The organism is Paenibacillus sp. cl130 (assembly GCF_900116035.1).
GTDB lineage: Bacteria > Bacillota > Bacilli > Paenibacillales > Paenibacillaceae > Paenibacillus > Paenibacillus polymyxa_B.
In genome coordinates this window covers 408,578-428,959 of record NZ_FOYG01000003.1, presented here as the reverse complement: position 1 = coordinate 428,959, position 20,382 = coordinate 408,578, and the positions used below count along the sequence as shown (strand labels likewise).

General features: G+C 41.0%; 12 protein-coding genes and 4 pseudogenes. 14 read left to right on the top strand and 2 right to left on the bottom strand.

Annotated features, from left to right (window positions below):
- Positions 1 to 58: 58 nt before the first annotated feature.
- From BM358_RS11020 to BM358_RS10995, 7 genes are all read left to right on the top strand, one after another.
- Complete coding sequence (locus BM358_RS11020) at positions 59 to 2,119, top strand: BglG family transcription antiterminator (RefSeq protein ID WP_028541585.1); 2,061 nt, start codon at positions 59 to 61, stop codon at positions 2,117 to 2,119.
- A gap of 45 nt (positions 2,120 to 2,164) precedes the next feature.
- Positions 2,165 to 2,638, top strand: coding sequence for a PTS sugar transporter subunit IIA (locus tag BM358_RS11015; RefSeq protein ID WP_023988785.1), 474 nt, complete (start codon positions 2,165 to 2,167; stop codon positions 2,636 to 2,638).
- Between the two features lie 37 nt (positions 2,639 to 2,675).
- Positions 2,676 to 2,924, top strand: a complete 249-nt coding sequence (locus tag BM358_RS11010; protein WP_028541584.1) for a DUF6250 domain-containing protein — start codon at positions 2,676 to 2,678, stop codon at positions 2,922 to 2,924.
- Positions 2,925 to 3,283: 359 nt separating this feature from the next.
- Positions 3,284 to 3,511 (top strand): hypothetical protein, encoded by a 228-nt coding sequence (locus BM358_RS26820; protein ID WP_226887820.1) that lies wholly within the window; start codon positions 3,284 to 3,286, stop codon positions 3,509 to 3,511.
- A complete protein-coding gene (locus BM358_RS11005) occupies positions 3,418 to 3,879 on the top strand; it encodes a class I SAM-dependent methyltransferase (RefSeq protein WP_231118765.1) in 462 nt (153 codons plus the stop codon). The genes BM358_RS26820 and BM358_RS11005 overlap by 94 nt, the downstream gene beginning before the upstream one ends.
- Positions 3,880 to 4,396: 517 nt before the next feature.
- Positions 4,397 to 5,374, top strand: coding sequence for a cation diffusion facilitator family transporter (locus tag BM358_RS11000; protein WP_023988782.1), 978 nt, complete (start codon positions 4,397 to 4,399; stop codon positions 5,372 to 5,374).
- Between the two features lie 262 nt (positions 5,375 to 5,636).
- Positions 5,637 to 5,984, top strand: coding sequence for a hypothetical protein (locus tag BM358_RS10995; RefSeq protein WP_028541583.1), 348 nt, complete (start codon positions 5,637 to 5,639; stop codon positions 5,982 to 5,984).
- Between the two features lie 94 nt (positions 5,985 to 6,078).
- Here the strand turns inward: BM358_RS10995 and BM358_RS10990 are convergent.
- Positions 6,079 to 6,412: pseudogene (locus tag BM358_RS10990) on the bottom strand (transposase); the annotation flags it as partial.
- A gap of 139 nt (positions 6,413 to 6,551) precedes the next feature.
- Between BM358_RS10990 and BM358_RS10985 the strand changes: the two are divergent.
- The 4 genes and pseudogenes from BM358_RS10985 to BM358_RS27160 all read left to right on the top strand — a co-directional run.
- Positions 6,552 to 7,022 carry a Wadjet anti-phage system protein JetD domain-containing protein gene (locus BM358_RS10985; RefSeq protein WP_023988778.1) on the top strand — a complete coding sequence of 157 codons (471 nt, stop codon included), beginning with the start codon at positions 6,552 to 6,554 and terminating at the stop codon, positions 7,020 to 7,022.
- A gap of 372 nt (positions 7,023 to 7,394) precedes the next feature.
- A pseudogene (locus tag BM358_RS10980) lies at positions 7,395 to 7,748 on the top strand (isochorismatase family protein); the annotation flags it as partial.
- Positions 7,749 to 7,820: 72 nt separating this feature from the next.
- Positions 7,821 to 9,290 (top strand): annotated as a pseudogene (locus BM358_RS10970) (MFS transporter).
- Positions 9,291 to 9,583: 293 nt separating this feature from the next.
- Positions 9,584 to 9,658, top strand: a pseudogene (locus BM358_RS27160) (carbohydrate-binding protein); the annotation flags it as partial.
- Here BM358_RS27160 and BM358_RS26810 read toward each other — a convergent pair.
- Positions 9,658 to 9,810 (bottom strand): hypothetical protein, encoded by a 153-nt coding sequence (locus BM358_RS26810; RefSeq protein ID WP_231517198.1) that lies wholly within the window; start codon positions 9,808 to 9,810, stop codon positions 9,658 to 9,660. The pseudogene BM358_RS27160 and the gene BM358_RS26810 sit on opposite strands and share 1 nt — an antisense overlap.
- Before the next feature lie 13 nt (positions 9,811 to 9,823).
- On the opposite strand from BM358_RS26810, the gene BM358_RS26805 reads away from it, so the two are divergent.
- The 3 genes from BM358_RS26805 to BM358_RS10955 all read left to right on the top strand — a co-directional run bounded on the left by BM358_RS26805 (position 9,824) and on the right by BM358_RS10955 (position 20,359).
- Positions 9,824 to 10,231: a transglycosylase SLT domain-containing protein gene (locus tag BM358_RS26805; RefSeq protein WP_230486250.1), complete on the top strand. Its 408-nt coding sequence runs from the start codon at positions 9,824 to 9,826 to the stop codon at positions 10,229 to 10,231.
- 215 nt (positions 10,232 to 10,446) lie between these two features.
- Positions 10,447 to 11,727, top strand: a complete 1,281-nt coding sequence (gene ectB, locus BM358_RS10960; RefSeq protein ID WP_028541582.1) for a diaminobutyrate--2-oxoglutarate transaminase — start codon at positions 10,447 to 10,449, stop codon at positions 11,725 to 11,727.
- Positions 11,720 to 20,359, top strand: a complete 8,640-nt coding sequence (locus BM358_RS10955; protein WP_023988774.1) for a hybrid non-ribosomal peptide synthetase/type I polyketide synthase — start codon at positions 11,720 to 11,722, stop codon at positions 20,357 to 20,359. The genes ectB and BM358_RS10955 overlap by 8 nt, the downstream gene beginning before the upstream one ends.
- The last annotated feature ends 23 nt before the right edge of the window (positions 20,360 to 20,382 follow it).

Below are 20,382 nucleotides of genomic sequence, written 5' to 3'. Positions count from 1 at the left end.
TATATAATCCTCTGGAGCTGTCAATATTATTATTAACAAGGAAGGAGGAGAGAGAGCCATGCAGCTTGATGATAGAAGCAGCAGCTTGCTGCAAGAATTGTTATCAAATCCAAGTGTGAAGAGTAAGAACTTGGAACATAAGTATGGTTTAAGCCGCAGGCAAATCAGTTACAGCCTTGAAAAAATCAATGACTGGTTAGAGGGCCAACGCCTACCAAAAATTGAACGGAATAAACAGGGTGTTTTTATTGTTGATGCTACTCTCTTCTCTGCTGTGCCTAATGAAGTAAACAAGCCTTCGACAAAAAAATATATTTTTTCTGAAGCAGAGCGAGTAGAACTTATTATTCTGATCCTACTGAGTCGTAGTGAAGAATTATCTTTATTTCATTTTACCAGTTCCATTTACGTAAGCAAGAATACCATACTAAATGATCTAAAAGCAGCACAAGAATTAGTCGAACCTTATGATCTTAGTATCCGTTATTCCCGGTTATCTGGTTACTCAATTGAGGGTGTTGAATTTCAAAAAAGAAAGTTATTGATTGATGTCGTTAACAAAATTCATCACATGTACAATGGGGAAAAATGGGTTCAACAGTTAGCAGAGATCACTGAAAAAGAAGTGCAACAGATTCATGAACGTCTTGAAAAGATTGAAAGCCATCTGAGCTTGAAATTTACAGATGATAAGATGAAAACTTTGCCGCATATCCTACTGATCTTGCTGCGAAGAATCAAACTTGGGAAAACAATAAATTCCTCTCATATTAGCTATGAAGAATTATCGGATACCAAGGAGTACCAAGCGGTTCAAGAACTACTATCGGATTTGGTGCATATCCCGACCGAGGAAAGATTATTCATCACACTGCAAATTCTTACGACGAATGTTTCCTCATCTGAGCTCCTTGGGGAAGACATTGTATCAGATTTAAATCAGGCATTGAAAAAGATGCTGGAGCGATTCGAGAAAATGTCCTGCATCCTCTTACAAGACAAAAAGCAGTTGTTGCATATGATCATGCTGCATATAAAACCTGCATATTATCGCATTAAATACAAACTTACTATTACTAATCCACTACAAGAAACAATTAATAGTGAATTCATAGAACTGCACCACCTTGTAAAAAAGTCAGCAAAACCTTTAGCTGATTACATTGGCTGTGATATTCCAGATAGTGAATGCACTTATTTAACGATGCTGATAGGCGGTTGGTTAACAAAGCAAGGAGACAGCATTCTGAGTAAAACAAAAGCAGTAGTGGTTTGCGCTAACGGAGTATCCGTTTCTAAGCTTTTACTAATTACTTTGAATGATTTATTTCCTGAATTCATTTTTTTGGATTCCTTATCTGTGAGAGAATTCAAGATGTATGATTTGGAATATGACATTGTTTTTTCTTCCGTATATCTGCAAACGAACAAACGACTATTTATAGTCAAGCCAATATTACAAAAGGAAGAAAAGATCTCTCTACGAAAACAAGTGATGGAATTATTGCATGGATTCACTCCATCTGAATTAAGTTTGAAAAATATTCTGGAGATCGTTGAGAAATATGCAACCGTTCAGAACAGGCAACTTCTTGCAAAGGAATTACAACACTACTTTACAAGCCATCACTCGTTGTCTTTCAAATCACAACCCGAATTACAAAAGACAAATTTGCATGACCTGATAACGCCGGAGAATATTACATTGCTTCCTTCAGTATCATCTTGGGAAGAGGCTATACGATTAGGGGCGCTACCGCTGCTGCTTCAAGGGAGTATCCAACCTTCTTATGTAGAAGCTATGATCCAACATTACGATGTGGAAGATCCGTATATCATTATTAGCCCAAATGTGGCAATTCCTCATGATAGTCCCGAAAGTGGGGTAAACGAAGTAGCTATGAGCTTGCTCCGTTTAGAGCAAGGCGTTGAATTTGCAAGAAATAGGCCGATAAACATCGTTATTATCATAGCCGCTGTCGATAAACAACAGCACTTAAGGGCATTGGTTCAGTTAATGAAACTTGTTGAAAGTAAAGATGATTGTGAAGCTATCATTCAAGCCCAAAGTGCAATGGATATCCATAGTATCATCAAAAAATATGGTACGGAATATTAAAAAGATATCTATGTTTTCCGATTTTTATAAAAGGGAGTAATTATTATGAGCGCAAAAACGATAAATGGACTCGTGTTTGATCAGGATTTAATTCAACTGCACGCACGTTACGATTCGAGGGAAGAGCTTATCAAAAGCTTTGGAAAAAAGATAGAAGAGAAAAATTATGCCAAAAAAGGATATACAGAATCTTTGCTTCAACGTGAAATCGAATATCCGACCGGAATCAACATGGGGACAATTGGAATAGCAATTCCACATACAAATAAAGAATTCGTTAACGAAACTGCTATTGCCGTTGCAGTTTTAGATAATAGCATAGAGTTCGAGGATATGGGGGGATCTGATGTAACTGTCAACGCAGAAATTGTAATGGTACTTGTAGTAAAAAATCCTAAGATGCACATCTCATTTTTAAAGAACTTAACAAGTTTGTTTCAAGAAGAAAAATTCGTTAAACGTTTTCAAAATGCAACTAATCCTGCCGAGATCGAGGAAATACTCTTGAAGTTGCTTTAATAGAGACACATAAAATAATGTTGTAAAATTAATTAAATTGGTTGATGGGACCGGATATGAAATTGCGACATATAACAATGATGGAAAACTGGATTTACAGCCAAATACAGATTATCATCTCAAAGTAGAAGCGCAAGGCAATATCACTAAGGTTTATTTGAACAATAAATTAGTTATCGACACAAAAGATCAAACTTATAAAGAAGGATACTTTGGTCTCAATGTATGGAATACAACGGCTTTTTTTAATGATGTTAAAGTGAAACTAAAACATAAAGATGAATGATTAAGAAAAGTTAAATAATGATATTTGTATCTCTATGGATTTAGTTTGTGTCGCCGCACAGCGACACAAACTTTTTTTAATTATTTGATCCATTTTCAGAGACAGAATACTTAATCCTGTTTGGTTCAATGTACATCGACACAAAGTTTCCAATCAAAACTACCTTATAAAATCCAAGCTTAAGCAGGAAATTTGCAGAAACGGTTATGATTGAAGACGATACCTTCTATATATGGGGTGAAGAATGCATTGTAAGCAAAATATCAAGTGAGAAAGGCATAAAGTTGGAAGAGCAATTTTTGTTTGTATTTAATCGAATTGAACAAACCAAACATAACTTAATGATGGGGGCATTATCAATGAATAAGGAAGATGAGAAATTACTGCAATATTATCTGGAACTCAAAGGTCCGAATGCGGGGGAATGGAACTCTTCTCCACAGTGCCTTCACACACAGTTGGTGACAAGAGATTACGTAAGAAGACATTCGATATTTTTGATGAAATCCAAGTATGTAATGTTGGTATCGGAACTGGAGATTGGGACGATTACCTTGGATATTGGCTTAAGGGAAGAGGTGGTTTAACCAGCATTGATATTGACGAAAGTATTTGCGAGATATTTGAGTATAGACAACAGAGGGAGCAGCATCCGAATCCATCAAAAGTTTTATGCAGGAGCATATTCGATTCCGATTTGCCTCAAGAAGCCTTTGATATTGTAACCCTAATTGGGTCCGCTATTAATGAAACAGGGGACTTCAAAAAATGCTTAGATTCGTGTTTTAGTTTAATCAAGCATGGGGGATATTTGATGTTTATGGCAAGTTTAAAATATACACCCGTTGAAATGTTAGAGGAATACATAAGTAATACTAAGTATCATATTGTGCAAAAAACTGTATACGAAGTGTTCCTTGAATATCCGTTTTTCATCAGCAAAATCAGAAAATAATCAGGCTAAGTGTAAATTGACTTACTGTAACCACTCTATTTGTATAGGCTTGGTTGCACAATCTTTGGTACTTCGCGAATAATTTTTTCTTTTATTTGCGATATAAAAGTTTTCATTTGTAAAGTGATTATTTATATTCTTACCTTCAGTCAGTCATTTTCGTTGAAAGTTCTTTACCTCGGTTGGTGACGGTAAAGAACTTGCCAACGAGATCTGAAGGGGTTACCTATGAGAGCGATACCTTGCCCCGCTCCGATGCAGTTCGGCATATTTCTGCGTGTTTGTCCCATATAATTTCCACCTTAGGCTTAGATTTTGTTCAATCAAGAATGAGGGTTGACACCTATATCGGGAACAAATATAATAAGGCTAATCAAAACACATGAACAGTTGATCATATGTTTATATAAATTCAATTCGTTTCTTTCAAACTGTATAGAGAGGGAATGAAAAGTCGATCGAAACAGTGGAAAGGTATTATGACAAACCATTCAATTAGTTTAAGGAGAGGATAACGGTGTCCGTAAACAATCATGGTCATGACCATGGACATAACCATAAGCATGTACATACCAACAATAAAAAAGTACTCCTGATTTCATTCATCATTATTACGGTGTATATGATTATCGAAGCGGTTGGAGGTGTGATTACCAACAGTTTGGCTCTGCTTTCCGATGCGGGTCATATGTTGTCCGATTCCATCGCTTTAGGGGTGGCTTTGCTTGCATTCACATTTGGCTCCAAAGCTGTAAACACAGGGAAAACATACGGCTACAGGAGATTTGAAATTTTAGCTGCAGCCCTTAACGGTGTTACGTTGATCGGCATTTCACTTTACATTTTTTACGAGGCGATTGAGCGGTTTATGAATCCTCCGGAAGTAGCCACATTTGGCATGTTGATTATCAGTACCATCGGATTGCTTATAAATCTGTTGGTTGCGTGGATTATGATGCGTGGAAGTGACACCAAGGAAAACCTGAATATGCGCAGTGCCTATTTGCACGTACTCAGTGATATGCTGGGGTCAGTTGGCGCCATTGCCGCAGCTCTTATGATGATGTTTTTTGGCTTGGGCTGGGCAGATCCGCTTGCTAGTGTCGTTGTCGCGGGACTTGTTTTACGTAGCGGTTACTTTGTCACAAAATCGTCCTTGCATGTTTTGATGGAAGGGACGCCCGAAAATGTTGATATGAACGAAATTGTCAATTCGATCCGAAGGATAGATGGTGTTAAGGGAGTCCATGATGTACACATTTGGTCCATTACAAGCAGCATGAACGCTCTTACTGCTCATGTTGTCGTTAACGGAGAAAAATCGATCTATGAAACCGAAGTGATTCTAAAAAAAATCAAACACATGCTGGAACACAAAGAAATCTGGCACGTGACCTTACAAGTTATGTCGTCCGAACGGCATGCTCACGATAGCTCGATTTTATGTACCGTCAAAGCCGATGTGACGGATGCGCATGCTCATCATCACCATTGATGGACACGGAATCGTCAACATCAACCGCTGTAGACGAAATGAATTTATTCCCCCACAAGCGGCCTCTCCACTCCATAGTGTGATGAGGCTGTTCTGCTACTTATGGAAACTAAATTTAAAATGCCGCCAAATGAGGCGAAAAAACTGCATTCATTGCTCTTTAAGAAAGCAAAGGCATACTTTCGTGAACAGTCTAAAGAGAAGCCTAATCCAACTAATGCAGAAGTGCTTTGTTATATTTTAAGTGGGGAGGTAAAGTAAATTGGCTCGTCCGGTTTCTTTCAGTAGCAGCGACTTGGCATGGGAATGTGCACAAGTAAAAAGAAAGCTTTTAAATGATGTCAAAAAGGGGCGATTATCGCGTCTTTCAAAATCAGATGTGTACGATATGATTGCAAAACGCCCGCGAATCAGATTGAAAAGCTCGCGAATGTTGTGGACGGGTTCCTATAAGGAATATTTGGAAAAATGGTTCACCAAATTGAATGAGGAAATACAATTAATCCTAGACTCGGCCTCTGAAGGAGAACCAACGATTACAAGTCCTGAGATTGTAGCCCAGGAGCACCGGGAATTGCAAGCCAAGGTTACTCATTTACACAGCTTATAAGTACGTATAAAGATGCTTTGGACGAATTACGCATAGAGAACGGACAGTACCGAGAATTAATCAGCCAGCGTTTCGGAGATATTGACTTATTCTAATGATCCTGAATGTCCCGTGTACTGATACCCTTCGCATACATATGTGCTCCTCAATGCCGGTCACATTCGTTTGATTTTTCTTCACGACTACAGGTTCAAATTCTACATCACCGTATTCGGAGGTTACGGTTTTCTTACTGTTGTAGCCGTCGCGGCTGTTTCTCGTTTGTTTGTTTTTACATCATGTTTCTCATAACCGGGATGCGTATCCAGTTCGGCTTCTAATGCTTCTTGAAGTACATCTGCAAATAATTCCTTTAATGTCCATTGAATATCTTCTGCCGATTGAAAATTATGCTCTTTTACGAATTGACGTAATTCTTGTTTTGACAATAATCCGCTTCAGGTCACCATGTGCTTATTCCTCCAACTTTGATCTAGTAGTCAGTATTGACAAATTTATCTCAGTTGAAGTAAAGATTATGTCCAAACTAAATTGTTACTTCAAGCCTTGTACGGAATTGAATTACAAATGGGTGAATCTCTCCCGGAGCGACTATTCTTTGGTGTGACGGTTCACTCGCAATTAATGAAAGCAGGCCGCGTGATAGATTTGAGGGCTGAACGCATTCTTATCATTGGAAATAAAACTGTATTTCATGAATATATCCAATCGTTATCGAGAATTGGTAATTTGTTAGAGAAGAAGATCATTGTTGTTTATCTTGGAGGTTTTCCAGGACCGGATAAACGATTTTTTCTTCGGCAAATCCAAGATAAATTTGATAAAAATGGTCTTCAGATTGAAGTTCAGTTTTGGGGCGACATCGATTGGGGAGGGTTCCAAATATTCCGGCATTTGCAAAAATCAGTGTTTCCACAACTACGACCCTATCGTATGGATAAGACTACTTTCCATCAGCATTTGGATTGGGCAGAAACCTTCACTGCAGATTATCAAGTCAAATTGGAGCAGCTACTGGAAAACACGGATAATTCCTAGTTTCACGGATTAATTCGAGAGATGTTGTGTACGGGCAAGCGTTTAGAGCAAGAAGCTATACTATTATAAACTGTATTTCAGCCACTGGTTGTTGCCGAATTCTATAAGATTCGTGGTAATACTTTGTATTGACAGTGTATTTCACAATAGCCGCGACTTTTGCGGCTTTTTTCATTTATTGTTATTAGTTGTTTTCTTGGACTGGGACAAAAATCAAAATTGAGCCTTCTATTTTTACCATAAAAATGCAAGTAAATCCGTAACTGGCCGATCAAGGAAACAAGGTTGTTACCAGGTTGGTGTAGAGCAAGGTAACGTCTGGGTATCTTGGCGGCTTATTTAAATGGGGGATGAAGAGCCAGTTGCAGACTACATTCTCAGTTCCCGGCTACAGCAAGCGATCAAATCGTCCCGGAAATGCGGGTCGCCGAAACAGACCACATCATTACTAAAAAGCAATGGGGAGCTTTTTACGGAACGGAGCTCGACCTGCAGTTGCGTCGCCGGGGAATCGACACCATCGTCTTATGCGGCATCGCTACCGGGCTTGGCGTGGATACGACCGCGCGGGAAGCGTTTATGAATGGGTATCAGCTGATTTTGGCGATCGATGCCATGACCGGGTTTTCTCAAGCCGAGCACGATCACGTGAAAAATTTTATTTTTCCACGCATCGGGCGTGTTCGGACAACACAGGAAATCATTTCTGCCTTTGCTGAAGTTTGAACCCAAAGGAGATGTGCCCTTGGATTTATCAGGTTCCAGGGGTCGTTTTTTTATTTCAGGAGGTTGGTCTCTATGACCCAAAAGAGAAGTCCCAAGTCCGATAGGATGTACCCCTGGTATGTCTTATCTGTAACCAGTCTCGGAGCGTTCCTGGTTCTGGTCAATATCGGAACGCTTAATGTCGCATTGCCGGAATTAAGCCAGCAATTTCATGCGAATGCGGCAGCTTCCAGCTGGATTTTACTTTCCTATATGCTGGTAAACACTATCCTGATTTTAATCTTCGGACAAATTTCGGATATTTTCGGAAGAAGCCGAATGTATTTAATAGGAATGGCCATCTTTACCGTATCCAGTTTACTACTCGGTTATGCTTTTAATGTAGAGGTACTAATCCTTCTTCGGATCGTACAGGCTGCCGGAGGAGCGCTCGTAGTGACGAACACAACACCGCTGATTACCGATGCGTTTCCCCAATCGCAGCTGGGCACCGGTCTCGGTCTGAATTTATTGTCCGCTTCCGTCGCGCAGGTGCTTGGCCCGGTCGTCGGCGGCGTGGTCACGACCGCCTGAGGCTGGAGGTGGGTGTTCTGGTCTAATGTTCCCTTCGGGATCATTGCTCTCATCTGGGGGCTCTGGATTCTAAGGGTGAAGCCCCTAGCGCAGCTCCATAAAAAAGTGGACGGATATGGAGGCATCATGATCTTTGTCGCTTTAGCGGGTCTAATCATTGCTTTATCCAAGGGGGGAGAACTGGGCTGGGGAGACAAGCAGGTGATCGGAGGTTTTGCGATATTCGCCATATTTACTACTATATTTTTATGGCATGAGCATCGTTCAGCATCACCTCTACTAGATTTAAGCCTTTTTGAAAGCTGGACGTTCAGTATGGGGAACATCGCTACATTCTTTAATTCTTTTGCCCGTACGGCGGTTGCTCTGCTCTTCGCTCTCTATTACCAATTTGCCTTCCACCAAAACGCGCTTAATGCCGGTCTAAGGATCCTTCCAATTACGATAGGGATGTTGGTCATTTCTCCGATTGCTGGCATGTTGACTAAGAAGGCGGCCATTCGAGTTCTGGCCTCACTTGGAATTCTTATTTCTATAGCAGGACTACTACTACTCCTATTCGTGGTCGGTGGAAATTTCTCTTACGGGGTCACCGCTTGCGGCATGTTGTTAATCGGGGTCGGGACCGGTTTATTCCTTACCCCCAATACGACGGAGATCATGTCAAGCGTTCCGGAGCAAAGCCGCGGGGTGGCGAATGGACTGCGGTCCATGCTATATAACTTGGGTCAAGTGCTGAGTACGGCTCTTTCTTTAACCATCGTCGGCGCAGCGCTGCCAGCCCACCTGAAGAACGTGCTGTATTCCGGAAAGAACAATGTGATTTCTGCCGTTGATTTTGCTTTCGTCATTCACGGTTACCGCTGGGTCATCATCGCACTAATAGGGACTTCTCTACTCGCTCTTGCTGCCTCGTGGTTCCGTCCGCAACAGAAAAAAGCTTACGAAAGCTCTTCAGCGGCCTCTTGACTTTGACGCATTGATGCCGCGTCAATCCGTCCGATCCTCATCGATCGGTCCTGCGGCTGCCGCCATAACCCCAGCGCGTCCGGTAAGCCCAAACTTCTGGAGCTAGCGATATATATCCGGCGGGTAGTGGAGCGTTGCGATATACTTTCACACGACAACAAGATATCCTCTTCTCCTAAATTCCGCCTTTTGGAGGCGCGAAAAAGATGAGAGTTCTAAAGTTAGAACATGTAGGTGTTCTAACACATAACGAACATTGTTCTTTACGAACAATGTTCGTTATGGTATAAATATTGTATGAACGTCCAAATACTGCATATGCGGTAAATGATACAGTAACATATAGTGGAAGTACTTATACCTGTCTTCAGGCACATACTTCCCTTGTAGGCTGGGAACCATCCAATGTTCCTGCTTTATGGAAGAAAGGCGGCAGCGGAACTACGCCACCTACAACACCGCCAACAACGCCACCAACAGGTCCTTCAGTAACAAAGCCTTCCGAAGTTCCAAGCCACATATGGACATACACAATGAATGCGGGCGATAAATTCGGTAAAGGCGGAGATTTTGCTTTATTGCTGAGTGCTGTGATCAAAAAGGAAAGCAGCTTTGGAGCAGGCTTACCAGGCAGTCCATCAGCCGGCGACGGATTGATGCAGGTAGAACCAAACACACGTAATGCTTATTTATCTCAATTCAGCTCAAAATTTGGCCGTGCTTATAATCACGGCAGTGAACAAGATCAGGTATGCTTGGGCGGACTGATTTTAAATGAAAAGATTACTAGATTCGGCAACATATATAATGGCTTATTACACTATAACGGAGGAGATAACTGGTATCCGGGAGCTACAGACTCTTATGGCCGTCCTATTCTGGCCAATCAATATGCAGATGCAGTTTACGCTACTTATAAGGGCTATGGCGGTAAGAACTAAGATGTTATTTATTTTCCACCCTTGCAGGTTTTACAATCCTACCGTACATGTACACCCAGTTTTGTAAGTAATACCGGGAGTGGGCGGGGGAGGACAAAGGCAACGATGCACATCCACCACAAGCCGGGAGAGAACATGGATGTGGATTGGGCCGGAAAAATAAACTGAAGTTAGTGTTTAAACACTAACTTCAGTTTAAGGGAGGAATTATGAGTATGGAAATTTTTGAGCAGTATGAATCCAACGTAAGAGCATATTGTAGAAACTTCTACGATGTGTTTGACCGGGCTAAAGGTGCACTGATTTATTCAGAATCCGGAAAGAAATTTGTTGATTTTTTTGCAGGAGCAGGAGCTTTAAATTATGGACATAACAACGAATACATCAAACAAAAGATACTCGCTTATCTTGAATCGGACAGTATTACTCATGGGCTTGATATGTACACAAAAGCGAAACGTGAATTTATCGAAAAATTCTCGCAGATCATATTGGAACCCCGAAAGTTAAACTATAAAATTCAATTTTGCGGGCCTACAGGTACAAACGCTGTAGAAGCATCGCTGAAGCTTGCCCGAAAGATCACTAAACGGACTGGTATATTTGCGTTTATGGGAGGATTTCACGGAATGTCGCTGGGGAGTCTGGCTGTTACCAGCAACATTCAGAAAAGATCTTCCTCCGGCATAGCATTATCCGATGTTACCTTTTTCCCATACTCCGAGAGTCCAATTGACTCATTCGATACTATTGAATACATGGAAGCCGTTCTAAACGACGGTCACTCGGGAATCGAAAAACCGGCGGCTATTATATTTGAAACCATTCAGGCGGAAGGCGGCGTAAATATAGCTTCACCCGAATGGATGCTCAGGCTGAGGGAACTTAGCGACAGACACGGTATTCTACTGATTTGCGATGACATTCAGGTTGGCTGCGGACGCACCGGACCGTTCTTTTCATTTGAACATGCCGGGATGATCCCTGATATTGTACTGCTTTCCAAGTCAATCAGCGGGTATGGCCTTCCCATGTCTATTCTGCTGATGAAACCGGAACTTGATGTCTGGAAGCCTGGTGAGCATAACGGTACGTTCCGGGGAAACCAGCTTGCTTTCATTGGAGCTACAGCTGCGTTGGAATATTGGGAAATGAATAATTTGGAACAGTCTGTGAAATATAAGGAAGCATTTGTAAGAGAATATTTAACCAAGCAGATTTTGTCATTACATAAGGGCCTGACCATTCGGGGTGCAGGTTTGATTTGGGGTATTGATTTTTCCAATGTGGAGGATGAGCGAATCACGCAAAAAGTAGTAGAGGAATGTTACCAAAACGGTTTAATCATCGAAAGCGCAGGAAGAAAAGACAGTGTTATAAAACTTATGCCTCCGTTAACCATCGAGCTTGAACTTTTGCAGCAGGGTTGTTCAATTATCAGACAAGCTATTCAAGAGAATATAAATAAAGTATTGGAGGTCGAAAGTTATGGATAAAATCGCCATTATAGGAATAGGATGCCGTTTGCCAGGAGGAATAAGGGGGCCTGAGGAGTTCTGGGAAGCATTGACTGCGGGAAAAGATATGACTTCCGATTTACCCGAAGGCCGCTGGGATTTAGAAAAGTTTTATGATCCTGACAAATCAAAGCCAGGCAAGCATTACACCTGTCATGGTGGATTTTTAGATAAAATAGATGAGTTTGACCCTTTGTTTTTTGGTATTTCTCCAAGGGAAGCGGCCTTTCTTGATCCACAGCAAAGACTGATGCTGGAGACATCATGGGAAGCAATGGAAGATGGAGGCTTGGATCCGGCCAAGCTAGCAGGAACCAATACCGGTGTCTTTGTAGCGGGCTTCACCCTTGACTATCAAGCAATACAATTTAAAAACGAATCGGTTGAAAGTTTAGATACACATTCGGCAACGGGTATGATGATGACAATGTTGTCCAACAGGATTTCATATATATATGATTTCAGAGGTCCAAGTTTGTCTGTAGATACAGCGTGTTCGGGCTCTTTGGTTGCAACACACCTTGCATGCGGGAGTTTATTGAATAATGAATGTAATCTCGCAATAGCAGGCGGAGTAAGTGTTATAGCTACACCTGAGTATACCATAGCGGAAAGTAAGGGTGGTTTTTTATCTCCCGATGGACGGTGCAAAACTTTCGATTCCAGTGCAAACGGTTATGCAAGAGGAGAAGGAGCCGGCGTTGTGGTTTTAAAACGCCTGTCAGATGCTATCGAAGACGGAGATAGGATTTATGCCGTAATAAGTGGATCGGGTGTAAACCAGGACGGCCACACAGACGGGATTACTGTTCCAAACGGGCAGGCTCAGGAAAACTTAATGAAGGAGGTATACAAAAAGGCAGGAATATCACCTTCAGATATAACATATATTGAAGCTCACGGCACCGGCACTCCGGTTGGAGACCCTATTGAGGCTAATGCAATAGCACGAGTGGTTTCAACAGACAGGCCAAAAGATAAAAAGTGTATTGTCGGATCTGTTAAGACAAACATTGCCCACCTTGAGGCCGCTGCAGGAGTTGCCGCACTGATAAAAGCTTCACTAATCATAAAGCATAAGCAAATACCTCCACATCTGCACTTTAAGAATCCAAACCCTAAAATTCCCTTTGACGATTTATGTATACGAATTCCTCAGACCCTGGAGCCTTTGCCGCAACCCGCATTGGTTGGCATAAATTCATTCGGTTTTGGAGGAACAAATGCCCATATCCTCTTGGAGGAAGCTACAGATCTCCAAAAAGAGGGTACTCCTGAAGTTAATGTAAATACCGGATGGCCATATATGATTCCCATATCTGCGCGCTCAGAAAAGGCGCTAAAAAACTATGCGCAAAAGTATGTTGATTTTATTAATGGAAGTGGAGAAAGTATTTCTTTATATGATATTGGAAGCATGATGAGCAAAAAGCGCACCCATCATGACTATAGACTAGCGGTTTCGGCATCTTCAAAGGAAGAACTTGCAGGAAACCTGGAAGCGTATATTAAAGGACAAGCACGCCAGGGGATGTCTGCGGGAAATGTTGAGGCAGGAAAGTACAATAAAGCTGTTTTTGTATATACAGGTATGGGGCCCATATGGTGGGCTATGGGCAGACAGCTCCTTGAAAAAGACCCTGTGTTTAGAAATATGATAGAAAAATGCGATAAACTTACACGTCAGTATGCTGGATGGTCTCTACTGGAGGAACTTCTCGCCGATGAGGAGAATTCACGTCTGGACCAGCCCCAGTTTGCTCAACCTGCCAATTTTGCTGTTCAGGTGGGTTTGACTGAAGTATGGAAATCCTTGGGTATTATACCCCATGCGGTGGTAGGACACAGTGTTGGAGAAGTGGCTTCTACATATGTTGCAGGAATTTACAGCCTTGAAGATGCCATGTTGGTAAGTATTCACAGAAGCCGTGCACAGCAAAAAGCAGTAAACAAGGGCACAATGCTGGCGGTAGGTTTACCAGAAAAAGAAGTTGTGGCCCTGCTGGATGAGAACATAAAAGGTGTTTCAATGGCAGCAATCAATAGCCCAAATTCGGTAACTTTGTCAGGTGATCCTGATGCCCTTGAGCAGATCCAAAAACAGTTGCAGGATAAGGGGGTTTTTGCGCGGCTTTTAAAGGTCAATGTAGCGTATCACAGTTACCAAATGGAACCATATGAGCAGGAGCTATTGGAGGCATTAAAAGGAATAAAGTCCCAGCCTGCCGGGATACCGATATATTCCACGGTTACAGGGAAAATGCTGACGGGTACAGAGTGTGATGGACATTACTGGTATAAAAATGTAAGAGAGCCGGTACGTTTTGAAGCAGCAATGTATGAAATGATTTCGTTGAATTATAACTTATTTATTGAGGTGGGCCCTCACCCTGTTTTAGCAGCTTCTATTTCTGATTGTCTGTCAGCTAAAAACGTTGAAGGTAAGAAGTTGTTCTCTATAAAAAGAAATGAAAACGAACAGGTTTCAATACTGGAGAACTTAGGGAATCTATATGCACTGGGATACCCTATAGATTGGAACAAGATTTACCGGTACCAAGGTGAGTTTGTAAGTCTCCCTCTTTATCCATGGCAATGGGATAAATACTGGATGGAAACGCAGGAATCAAGTGAATTTAGGCAGGGAAAAAATAAGCACAAGTTTTTAGGACGCCGTTTGAAAACTTCCAGCCCTATATGGGAGATTGAACTTAATACTACCTATATGACGTATCTTTCTGATCATAAAATACAAGGTATAGAAGTTTTCCCCGGAGCAGGGTATGTAGAGCTGGGAATGGCTTGTGCCAGAAGCTATTTTGGAGAGGGTTTTTATACAGTTGAAGATATAAAGTTTGAAAATGCTTTATTTTTAAATCAAGGAGTATCACCTGTGGTGCAGGTGGTTTTGGATCCAAAAACCGCAAAATTCGAGATTTCAAGCAGGATACCGGGACAAGATAAGACTTGGACATGCAATGCATCCGGCACAATAAGAAAACGGCAAAACATAAAGATCACTGCTAAAGATGAGTTGATTCAAATACTTGGCAATTGTACCAAAGAATATGGAAAAGAAGTATGTTATAAAACCTTCTATCAAATGGGTTTCCATTATGGTCCTTATTTCCAAGGTATAGACAAGATATGGAAAGGTGATAACGAAGCTCTTGGCAGGATCGAGATCCCTAAAATACTGGAGATTGATAGCTCTATCTACGGTCTTCACCCGGCGGTATTGGACGCCTGTTTCCAGGTTACCATTGCGGCAGTTGCACCACTTAATGAAGATGAAAATAACGAAGGCCAATCATTCCTACCTGTAGGAATAGACAGGGTGCAGCTTTATGGAAGGCCGGAGCCTGTCATGCTTTGTCATACGCAGATGGTAGATAGGAAAGATAATAATTTGAACGCCAACATCCGTCTATATAGTGAGGACGGAAATCTAATCGCCGAAATACTGGGCATAAGAACTAAGGAACTTGGAAATAGTGGAGGGTCTGATGCTGGAAGAGTTAAGGATTATCTTTATGAGATAAACTGGGAGCTTCTAAAAAGTGAAGAAGTTGATACCCGCACAGCTGCTGCTAACTCTGGAGCATGGCTTATTTTTGTGGATCATAAAGCAGCAGGAAAAGAACTGGCAAATCTCCTTGAAAAAAGGGGAGAAGAATGCTTTATGGTATATCCTGGTGAGAATTTTGGTTGGCAGTATGAAGAGCGTGAGATATATATAAACCCTCGAAGCATTGAGGATCTTAGAGCGTTGTTTGATGAATTCTCAAAAATTAAAACGAAGCTAACAGGTATTGTATATATGTGGAGCCTCAATATCCTTGAGATCCAGGAAGTTAGTAATACAGCTATAGAAAAAGCTTGTTTTGAAAACCTGTTTGTATTAAAACACCTGGTACAAGCAACCACAAATCTGGGATTAAATTTTAAGCTGTGGGTTATTACAAGAGGAGCCCAAATGATCAACAGGGCTACTCCAAATTCTGCATTCTTACAGTCGTTGGTATGGGGCCTTGGCACCGTCATAGGTTACCATGAGTTGCCTTCAAATTGGGGAGGCCTTGTAGACCTTGACATAGAGGCCAATGCGGGTGAAATGGAAATGCTGTTAAAAGAAGTCTTAGGTAATGGAGAGAACCAAATTGCTTTCCGTAATGGGAATAGACTTGCAGCAAGAATCGATAAACTGCGGATTGATATGCAGCATCAAGTACCCGTACATCTTCGCCCCGATGGAAGTTATGTTATTACAGGTGCTTTTGGTGGCATAGGTATGATTACAGCCCAGTGGATGGTTGCCAAGGGAGCAAGACATCTGGTACTGCTTGGACGCGGAGAATTTCCAAAACGTTCTGAATGGAACAATGTAGAGCCAGGCAGCAGCCTTGCAGAGAGGATTGAGTTTGTTCGTAAGCTGGAGTCCCAGGGGGCAACAGTATATATTGGATCAGTGGATGTAACTGATGAGGAAAAGCTTGCTGGATTTTTTAAAGATTTTGATAAGGAAGAAAGGCCTCCTATTCGAGGTGTTGTACATTCTGCTGGTATTACGGATGATCAATTTCTTGAGGTTAGTAAAGATGAGACTTTTTATAGGGTCCTTTCGCCTAAGGTAAATGGTGCATGGAACCTTCACCGTATGACAGAGGGACGGCCTATTGACTTCTTTATTTTATTTTCTTCAGTTGCTTCTGTATTTGGTTCACCAGGCCAGGGAGCATATGCAACTGGGAATGCCTTTTTGGACTCACTTGCACATTACCGTTTATCGAGAGGACTTCCTGCACTGAGTATCAATTGGGGACCATGGTCAGAGGTTGGAATGGCTGCAAGGTTTATGGAACGTGATCCGGAGTATTATATACAAAAATCCATAGAATCTGTAACGGTAGAAAAGGGAATTAGGGCTATGGAGCACCTTGTTGGAGAAGCTGTTGCACAGTCTGTGGTTCTACCTATACTCTCGTGGCAAACGTTTGGGGAAAAATGGTTCTCACCCATGAGTTCTCCACATGTGCTTAAAACTCTTTTGCAAGATGAGTCAGGACAACAAGAGAATATAAATAAATCAAAGGTGGATGTTGATATCCTGGAGGATATTATTTCATCTCCAATACAGAGCAGGCAGAATATCGTTGAAATGCATATTAAAACAATAGTAGCGAAGGTTTTGCGTTATAATCCTGAGGATCTAAGTACCAAACAACCACTAACTGTTTTTGGGATGGATTCATTAATGGCCACCGAAATAAAAAACAGGATGGAGGTTGCCTTTAAAACACCTGTTTCCATAGTAGAACTTCTTAAGGGTTCCAGCATATACGATCTTTCCGAGCAAATGATATCAAAGCTATACGAATCGGGAAAGATTTCAGAACAGGATTCCCTAAATATGGGTAAGGCTGAGTTTGAAAGAATACCTAAAGTTTCTGAAAAAGAGTACTATGAAACCTCATCTGCACAAAAGATGATGTATATCATTAATAATCTTGAGGGTAACAACATTGGGTATAACATACCTGTGGGAATTTTATTTGAAGGTGGGATTGAAAGGGTTGCCCTTGGGGAAGCATTAAAAACATTGATACAAAGGCATGAAGCATTTAGGACATCCTTTGAGATGATTGATGGGGAGCTTGTGCAAAGGATACAAGATGAAGTTGATTTTACTATAGAATATTTTGAGTCTGAGGAAGACGGAGTAGAGAAAATAATCGATGAATTTGTAAGACCGTTCGATTTAAGCAAAGCACCCTTAATAAGAGTAGGTCTTATAGAAATCCATGCTAGCAGGCAAATACTTTTGCTTGATGTACATCATATAGTCTCGGATGGAACTTCAATAATCAGGACTTTTGATGAAATAGTTTCTATATTAAGTGGTGAAAGCCTTCCGGCAATGGAGGTGCAATATAAGGATTTTGCCCAGTGGCAGAATGGCTTGTTTAGCACTGAGGTTTACAAAAAGCAGGAAGAATACTGGCTTAATAGGTTCAAGGGTGAAATTCCTATCCTTGATATGCCTACAGATTATCCTAGGCCTGTCCTTCAAAGCTTTGAAGGAAATAGGTTGCTATTTGATTTAGACAGTCATTTGATGGATAAATTAAATGTACTTTCCTCCCAAACAGGAGCCACCGTGTATATGATACTTCTTGCGGCATTAAATACACTAATGTATAAATACTCAGGACAGGAAGACATAATTATTGGTACTCCTATAGCGGCAAGAACTCATTTTGATACTGAAAGAATACTGGGGATGTTTATAAATACCCTGGCATTAAGGAATTTCCCAGAGGGAAATAAGGCCTTTACTGAGTTCTTGGAAGAAGTAAAAGAAAGCTCCTTAGAAGCATATGAAAATCAGGAATACAGGTTTGATCAGTTTGTGACAAAACTTAACGTAAAGAGAGATTCAAGCAGAAATCCTTTATTTACTGTTATGTTTAATATTGTTCCTTCTGATGAGCATATTATGGAACATCGTGGTGAATTAAAGTATTCCAAATATCCGGTTGAAAGTAAAACATCAAAATTTGACCTAACATTCCAGTTGATACCAGATGGTCATAATATAATATTATGGATGGAATATGCTACACGTCTGTTTAAGAAGGAGACGGTAGAAAGGCTTGTTCAGCATTACTTTAATATCCTTGAAGAGATAACCTCAAACCCTGAAAAAAAACTATCAGAAATCAATATGTTATCCCAAGAAGAAAAGGAGCGAATAATATACGGCTTTAACGATACGAAGGTTGAATTTGAACATCACCTGACGGTACACCACCTGTTTGAGCAGCAGACGAAAGTACGTCCAGACAATATAGCAGTAGCGTATGAAGGCCGTAGATTTACATATGGCCAGATCAACCAAAGGGCAAACAGGATAGCAAGGTACATGCTAAAGGCTGGCACTGGTAGAGAAGAAGCCGTAGTTGTCATGCTGGAGAGGGGACCCTTATTTGTAGAATCGGTACTTGGTATATGGAAAGCAGGGGGGGCTTACATACCTGTAAATCCAAAATACCCTACACAAAGGGTGCTTGATATATTTAAGGAATCTAAAGCTGCCTATGTGTTGACCTTATCAGATTATGTGACCCAGCAGCTTAGTGAGAACTATAAAGGCCGAATTATATACCTTGACCAGTGTGAAAAAGAGATTGAGGCTGAAAGTGGCGAAAACCTAGATCTAGATATAGACATAAATAGTTTGGCCTATGTTATATATACATCTGGTTCAACTGGTGTACCAAAGGGAGCTATGATAGAGCATCTTGGCATGATAAACCACATCCATGCGGAAATAAAGGAACTTTGTATAACTAACAACAGCATAATATCCCAGAACTCGCCTCAATACTTTGATGTATCTGTATGGCAGTTCTTTGCAGCCCTAACCATAGGAGCTCAAATTATCATCTATCCAGATGAAATAGTAAAGGATGTTGCAAGGTTTACGAATCGGATCATAGAAGATGGCATAACGGTCCTTGAGGTGGTACCTTCATACCTTGCTTTAATGCTTGAGTATGTGGAAAATACAGGGAATAAACCGGAAAAACTTCATTACTTGCTGATAACGGGAGAAACCGTAAAATCCGGCATAGTAAGGAAATGGTTTGACCTATGTCCAAATACTAAAGTAGTTAATGCCTACGGACCTGCAGAGGCAGCGGACGATATTACTCTATATACTATGGAAGCTGCTCATGAAGGAGAGAACATTCCTGTAGGCAAGCCTATACAAAATATGAATCTATATATAACAGATAAAAACATGAACCTGTGCCCTATCGGAGTAAAAGGAGAGATCTGCGTCTCTGGAACAGGTGTAGGAAGGGGTTATTTAAATGACCCTGAAAAAACAGCCCATGTATTCCTTGAAGATCCTTTCAGAGAAGAAAAGGGGATAAGGCTGTACAAAACAGGAGACCTGGGAAGATGGCTGCCTGACGGGAATATCGAATTCCTGGGCAGAATAGACCATCAGGTTAAGATCCGCGGATACCGAATAGAGCTTGGAGAAATAGAAGCTCAGCTTCTAAAACATTCTTCAATAAAAGAAGTTGTGGCAGCAACAAGGGAAGACCCCCAAGGGAACAAGTACATCTGTGCATATATAGTTGGAGAAAGTGAATTGACAATACCGGAATTAAGGGAGTATCTCTCCAAAGATCTGCCAGACTACATGATCCCTTCATATTTTGTACAGTTGGAAAAACTGCCTTTATCAGCGAATGGCAAGGTAGATAGAAATGCCCTGCCTGCCCCTGATGGAAATATTAATACAGGGGTAGACTATGCTGCACCATTCGGTGAAATTGAGGAGAAGCTTGTACTGATATGGAGCCAAATCCTTGGAGTCCAGAAGATTGGAGTAAATGATAACTTCTTTGAATTAGGAGGAGACTCATTAAAGGCAACCAATCTTGTATCAAGGGTTCATAAAGAATTTGACATAGAATTTGCATTAAAAGAAGTGTTTATGGGTCCTACAATTTCGGCAATAGCAAAAAGTATTAAAAATAGACTTAACGATACAGTGGAAATCGAAGAAATTTTAAGCATGATTGAAAATCTATAAATAGGAATTAAAAGAGATGAAAT

Excerpts from the sequence above, each read along its gene's own strand:
- ectB (WP_028541582.1), top strand. The coding sequence starts at position 10,447 with ATGGAAATTTTTGAGCAGTATGAATCCAACGTAAGAGCATATTGTAGA.
- BM358_RS11015 (WP_023988785.1), top strand. The coding sequence starts at position 2,165 with ATGAGCGCAAAAACGATAAATGGACTCGTGTTTGATCAGGATTTAATT.
- BM358_RS26820 (WP_226887820.1), top strand. The coding sequence starts at position 3,284 with ATGAATAAGGAAGATGAGAAATTACTGCAATATTATCTGGAACTCAAA.
- BM358_RS10985 (WP_023988778.1), top strand. The coding sequence starts at position 6,552 with ATGGGTGAATCTCTCCCGGAGCGACTATTCTTTGGTGTGACGGTTCAC.
- BM358_RS26805 (WP_230486250.1), top strand. The coding sequence starts at position 9,824 with ATGAATGCGGGCGATAAATTCGGTAAAGGCGGAGATTTTGCTTTATTG.
- BM358_RS26810 (WP_231517198.1), bottom strand. The coding sequence starts at position 9,810 with ATGTGGCTTGGAACTTCGGAAGGCTTTGTTACTGAAGGACCTGTTGGT.
- BM358_RS11020 (WP_028541585.1), top strand. The coding sequence starts at position 59 with ATGCAGCTTGATGATAGAAGCAGCAGCTTGCTGCAAGAATTGTTATCA.
- BM358_RS10955 (WP_023988774.1), top strand. The coding sequence starts at position 11,720 with ATGGATAAAATCGCCATTATAGGAATAGGATGCCGTTTGCCAGGAGGA.